Here is a 6,294-nt window from a genome sequence, read left to right on the forward strand (position 1 = left end):
CAGCTCAAGCCGAGGATACCTCGCACCCACTCCAGCGCTAACCCCGCATTTTGCATGGCTGCAAGGGTGTACCACTGGTTAGGTACGGCGGCTCGATAGAGATGTGTACGACCATGAGGATCGATAATGGGTTGGGAACGAGGTGTAATGATTTGAGCGCCTGTGCCGATGGTTAGTTGAACTAATCCAGGCTCTAGTAGTCCGTTACCAAGCGCCGCCGCTGCCGTATCCGCCGCACCAGCGATAACTCTTAAGCCAACTCTTAAGCCAAGATGCTCGGAAGCAACAGTTGTTAGATAACCTGCGATCGCACTAGAGGGGATAATTTTCGGTAACCAATCACAACGTAGATTCAAGGCTGAGATTGCATCCCAAGCCCAGTCGTCCGACACAACATCGTAAAGTAAAGTACCACTAGCATCAGAGGGTTCGGTTGCAACTTCTCCAGTCAGCCGTAACCGTAGCCAATCTTTTGGCTGGAGTGCCCAACGCGCTTCGGTGTAAACAGTAGGCTCGTGTTCTCGTAGCCACAACAAAGTTGGCCCCGCCATTCCAGCCGTAATCGGGTTGCCCAAGCGCTCTAGAATAGCGGCATCGAGCGAATGATAAGTGTTAAGCGTGGCACTAGAGCGAGTATCTGCCCAGAGGATAGCAGGACGCAGGGGCTGACCCGACTCCGAAGCTAGGACAACACCGTGCATTTGCCCTGAAAGTGCGATCGCCTGTACTTGATTGGCATGATTTCCCACTGCCTTCCTAACAGCCTCGCCAACACCTGACCACCAATCCCCTGGCTCCGACTCAGCCCATCCAGGTTGGGGTGCATGAACAGGATAGGAGCTTGATGCTTCACCTATAGTGGTTCCGTCTGTCGCTAGGAGCAATGCTTTAGCAGAGCCTGTTCCTAAATCTATGCCAAGCAGCATCAGGCTAATCCTCACATACTTAAAAGTAAAGAATCCAAAATTAGATTTGTTGCTTAATAAACCAACAAATCGCTATTTAAGTTGATAATGCCTTACTGTGCCTGAGAGAATCGCACCAGTGTTTTTTTAGCACCAAACTCATGCAAACTGCTCAACTTGTCTGCAACAGTCTCGACAAAACGTGGCGACTGTCCTAAATCTCCAAAAATTTCAAAGATGCTGAGGAAGGGTGTGGGATCTGTTTTACCTGAGCGAGCTTGTTGAGTGAGCATATCAGCTAATAGGTCATCAATGGCGATCGGACGATTTTGGTCGTCATAACCATTGAGATAGCGACACCAAGCAGCAATCGTCAAACTTAGGTAATCGATCGCACCTCCAAGTTCTAATTGATCGCGGATCGATCCTAAAACAAACTTAGGAATTTTCGCTGATCCATTCAGGCACAGGCGCGGCAGCTGATCGCGAATTTTGGGATTGGAAAACCGTTCAATTAAAGTCTTTTTATAATCGTCTAAATCAATCCCAGGAACGGGTTGAAGTGTTGGCGTCACCTCGTCCATCAAGTTTGCGACTGCTTGCTCAAACAAGGGATCGGCCATGACTTCATAAACGTAGGTATAACCTGCCAGAGAGCCGAGATAGCCAATCAGCATATGACTGGCGTTAAGCAGGCGAATTTTCATCATCTCGTAGGGATGAACATCGCTCGTCATCTGTACGCCAACGGCTTCCCAATCAGGTCTACCTGCACAAAAAGTATCTTCGATTACCCACTGGATGAAAGGCTCCGCGACGCCTGGAAATGCATCATCAATACCAAACTGTTGGGCCACCATTTTGATATCTGCTGGGGTTGTCATCGGGGTAATGCGATCGACCATGCAGTTGGGAAAGGCAACGTGTTCAGCAATCCAACGTCCTAACTCTGGATCGCGCATTTGGGCAAATGTCGTGAGCATTTTCCGCACCATGTTGCCATTGCCTTGGATATTGTCGCAGGATAGTAATGTAAAGGGTGCCAACCCCTGTTTACGTCGCTTTTCGAGTGCGGCTGTCAAAAAACCGTATGTCCCGATTGGTTGGTCAGGATGTTGCAAATCGTGCTGAATCGTTGGGTGGTTAACATTGAATTCGCCACTTCCTTCAATATAGTAGTAGCCGCTTTCAGTAATCGTTAGAGTAACAATTCGGCATTTGGGATCTGCTAATGCTTCAATAACTGCTTGACGATTGTCTGGTGCAAATAGGTAGCGAGTGATTGAGCCAATGATTCGAGCGCGATCGCTAGAAGGCGATCGCTCAACTAAGGTATACAAACAATCTTGGGACAGAAGCGCATCCCGCATTCGCCTGTCATAGTCATAGTCCAGCAATCCAACACCACAGATTCCCCAATCACTACCAGGATTCTGATGAAAATATTCATCAAGATAAAGTGCTTGGTGCGATTTATGAAATCCACCAACCCCAATATGCACAATTCCATTAGTAATTTGATGGCGATCGTACTCGGGTATGGGCACGTTTCCAGGTAAATGAGACAGGGATGCTTGATTCAGCTTGATTGTTGAGCCTGTGCTGGTATTGCTGTTCATGGCTTATTATTCGGTATTGCAGGAGGAGTGAAAAAGCTGGATTCAATTTTGGCTGCTCTACATCGCAAGTCGATCGCAAAACCGATCTCCAATGAAGTGGTCGCCCAGGCTATTCTTAACAAAATCTGACTTTTCAGATATCCTGCTAAGGGCATCAAGCGATCGCCTGATGCCCCGTGTCCTTACACTGGCGTTGCTGACAATATCCCGATAAGATCGTGCATCCGCTCGATAACTTGGTGGGCACCAGCCGACTGAAGAGCATCTGCACGGCTTCTTCGTTCGTTCTCGCTTATATGAGTTCCCCCTACATAACCGATAATCTGCCCAATTCCAGCGGCAACGGCAGACCTTACCCCGCTGAGAGAATCTTCAATTGCCATGCAATCGGAAACTTCAGCGCCCAGACACTTCACAGCATATAGGTAGATGTCAGGAAGCGGCTTGGGTTGCGGAACGGGGAGAGAGTTGTGAGCGCTAAAGATCCGCTCGCTTGGGAAATAGTCGGTCAAGGCAGCGGCACCCAGGCAAGCACTCAGCCGCTGTAAGCTGCTGTTACTGACTAGTGCAAATTCAAATCCGTCGTCGCGCAGGTAAGACAGTACTTCAGGCGTTCCTTCAGTCGCTTTTGCCTCTACACTAAGCCGTTCGATCGCTCTCTTTTCTTCTTGAGCCACTAGCCTGTCAATATCGCGCTCATTAAGAGCGGTTAATGAGTCTGCGTAGATCTGCTTGAGTATTTCCCTGTAAGGTTTCCCTGCGAAGCTTTTAATAAAGTCCTCAAGCTCATAGTGTTGAGCGCCAGGGAACTCATGAGCCACTTCATTTGTCAGCCTCCACGCGCTCTTAAGTGCTATGGTTTCACTATCAACGACAGTTCCGTCATGATCGAAAAGCACCACCTTATCAGGCTGAAGCGGTTTCATTTAAAAGACCTCCCTCACTGTAATTCTTCAGCGTAGTTAATAGTCCCTGGGTCTGAAGATCTTGCAAAGCTTTGTGGCATTCATTATCTACTACCTGTGTCTCTTCGCCATTTTCCAATCCCAGAATCCCGCTAATCAACGCGCCTTCTTGAATCGCTGTAATTGCGCTTTCGGTATCCTTGGCATGATAGGGGTGACCCGACTCGCTTGCCCCCTCTCTGACTGCAAGAAGCCACGCCGCAACGGGAAGTATAATCCGCTTCATGCTGACCTTGCGGCTATAAGCATCCTGAAGTATCGGAAATATATACTTGCCTACTTTCCTCGCTGTTTCTGAAGCGATTCTCTCAGTAGTATCGGGAAGATCCTCGTTACTTAGCCTTAGTAACACCTGCTCCATATATTGTTCGCACATCTGGCGAGGCACGGGTGTTGCTGCTGCGATATCCTCCATAAGAAGCCGAGCAAACAAGTGGATTTCCGGTTGCCTGATCGCCTCATGCATATACTCTATACCTGCTCTTACAGCTAAACAGGCTATGAAGGAGTGTACTGCATTCAAGAATCTCGACTTCATATACAGAAAGGGAGTGATGTCTTTCGTCATAATGACCCCCACATCTTCCCACTTGGGTCGATCGCCGGTGAAGTTGTCTTCCACGACAAACTGCCAAAATGGCTCCGTCACAATGGGTGCGCGACCGCGAACTTGCAACAGTCGCCTGGGGTAGTCATAGTCGGATTCCTGCTCTTGAGGCACAATCCTGTCTACCACCGTATTAGGGAAGGTCGCGTTATCCCTGATGTATTCTGCAAGCTGAGGATCGATCTCTTCAACGTAAGCTAGCACGGCTTTTCGCAGGATCTCCCCGTTTCTTGGAAGGTTATCGCAAGAAAGGGTGGTGAAGGGAGCCATTCCGCGATCGCGTCGTCGGCGTAGCGCCTCTACGATAAAGCCAATTGCAGTGATAGGAGTGGAAGGATTTTGTAGATCGTGCGCGATGTCTTCATTCGCTGTGTCGAGATTAAAACTCTTGTCTAGATGGTAGCCTCCTTGAGTAATTGTCAGAGTCACCAGATGCACAGAGGGAGACGCCATCTTTTCAAGCACATACTCGCACTTCTCTCTACCATTAACGATTTCCCTGATAGAACCGATAACTTCAGCTTCCTCACGATTTTGAGCGCAACTAGAATGTTTGGTCAAAGTGTAAAGGAATCTCTGCGGTTTCAACCTAGTAATGGTCTGTTGACTCTTGAGGCTAACCCCACAAATCCCCCATCTCTGCTCTTGGGAATCCTTCTGTGCAAGATAGTTATGTATTATGTAGGCGAGGTGGCCCCTAAAAAAACGACCCGGCCCGAAATGGACGATACCAGTATTAAGCGCCCTCCTGTCGTAAGGAGACTGTTCCCTCCACAAACCAGTTACAGTACCGAGGCGAGAACTTGAAGAAACACTGGGCGGTCTGAGTAAGTTAACCATGAGATTTCTTAAATAAGTGTGATAATGGGGTAAAAAAATAGGTCAGTCTGCGTATAGCTCATGAGCTACAAACAGCAAAAAAAATTTCAAAGTGCGAAAATTTCAGGCATACTCTGTGGCATCTACAAGAAAACGTTTAGCCACAGCGTAAATAGGGTATGACAGGTAGAACAGAGAAAGAAGAAATCAGGTAAACTCAATCAATTAAATATCAAAGATCAAGTTTTCATTCACCTGGCATTATGTGCGATACCGCACATAATGCCACCTTGTTCCAACCTTGCGAAGTTCGTGATTCATCCACTATCTGTTTTATAAGGATGCGAAAATTAGAGACGAGGGTTCTCTTAGGAGTCTTCAATCTGCCGAAAAAAAACAATTACATTACCACGACTAAGCTAGGAAAGTAATTGTAATTGATGCAATTGAAGGACCCAAAAAAGCCAGAGGCGCTTTGATAGTGGTAAAAAGGGCTGCCTAACCTCAAATCTCAGTCTGTCTGTATTTTTGAGTAATAGGTTGAAAGTGTCCCCTTTCACTATAGATTTAATTACGGGCTGGCTCTATCTTTAACTACAATTCAAGACTGTTTTTTGTCGGCTGCGATCGCGTCTTTTAAATTCTGTGTCTCCATTCACCAATTGCTCGGTACACATTCATAGTATTTGCCTTGGGAGCTGCTATTCTCTGTCTTCAGAAGAATCTATAAGAAATTCTTTAGAGGGACTTATAGCAACAATCCAGTGTATACGTCACTACTTGAAAAACAGCTGATTTGAGTTTGAGTAATTGGCTAACGGGATCTAAACGAAACCAAGAGCCAAAGAAAGTATAGTCTTGGCACAGCAAGCATTTCACGTCGAGGTCTAACTAACGCTCTTTTGTCACTTCAGGAAAAATATAATCAGAGAAAATCGTTGAAACCTAAGCTGAGCCGATGATAGCGCCGAGAGAGGCTCGACCCACAGTGAAGTTTGTGGACGAATATTGTGAAGACTATAGAAAGCTGTTTCCAGAAGTTAGGAGGGATGAGAAGCTTTTAAACAGCTGCATGTGGGGATAGTGTCAGAGATTAAGCGAAAAACTCTGCCAGAAATAGCTAAAGTAGTTGGACTAGAAAATTCCCAGTCACTGCATCACTTTTTGACGGAATCGCCCTGGCAAGCAGAAGCCCTCAGAGAGCAGAGACTACAACTAATCCTGAAAAGTTTGCTCCTTAAGAAAAATCCAACTAATTAGGGCTTGCTGAATAAATAATGGAAGACCCAGAGAAGGCTTGATTAGTGATTCAAGCCGACAATAATATAAGTTTTTGTTTTTCCTCATTTATCGAGCCATAGCTTTTGATGATGGACAGA

Annotated in this window: 4 protein-coding genes and 1 pseudogene; 1 reads left to right on the forward strand and 4 read right to left on the reverse strand. The window is 46.7% G+C overall.

Annotation, left to right across the window (positions count from 1 at the left end; translation table 11 throughout):
• From NDI42_RS28490 to NDI42_RS28505, 4 genes are all read right to left on the reverse strand, one after another.
• A partial coding sequence (locus NDI42_RS28490; protein WP_242017573.1) for an FGGY family carbohydrate kinase occupies positions 1-926 on the reverse strand: 926 nt, incomplete at its 3' end.
• Between the two features lie 92 nt (positions 927-1,018).
• A complete protein-coding gene (locus tag NDI42_RS28495; RefSeq protein ID WP_190453286.1) occupies positions 1,019-2,524 on the reverse strand; it encodes a mannitol dehydrogenase family protein in 1,506 nt (501 codons plus the stop codon).
• A 182-nt stretch (positions 2,525-2,706) separates the two neighbouring features.
• Positions 2,707-3,450, reverse strand: a complete 744-nt coding sequence (locus NDI42_RS28500) for an HAD family hydrolase (protein WP_190453288.1) — start codon at positions 3,448-3,450, stop codon at positions 2,707-2,709.
• Complete coding sequence (locus NDI42_RS28505; RefSeq protein ID WP_190453290.1) at positions 3,431-4,936, reverse strand: mannitol dehydrogenase family protein; 1,506 nt, start codon at positions 4,934-4,936, stop codon at positions 3,431-3,433. The genes NDI42_RS28500 and NDI42_RS28505 overlap by 20 nt, the downstream gene beginning before the upstream one ends.
• A gap of 937 nt (positions 4,937-5,873) precedes the next feature.
• Between NDI42_RS28505 and NDI42_RS28510 the strand changes: the two are divergent.
• Positions 5,874-6,148, forward strand: a pseudogene (locus NDI42_RS28510) (transposase); the annotation flags it as partial.
• Between the last annotated feature and the right edge of the window lie 146 nt (positions 6,149-6,294).

The organism is Funiculus sociatus GB2-C1 (assembly GCF_039962115.1).
In the GTDB taxonomy this organism is placed as follows: domain Bacteria; phylum Cyanobacteriota; class Cyanobacteriia; order Cyanobacteriales; family FACHB-T130; genus Funiculus; species Funiculus sociatus.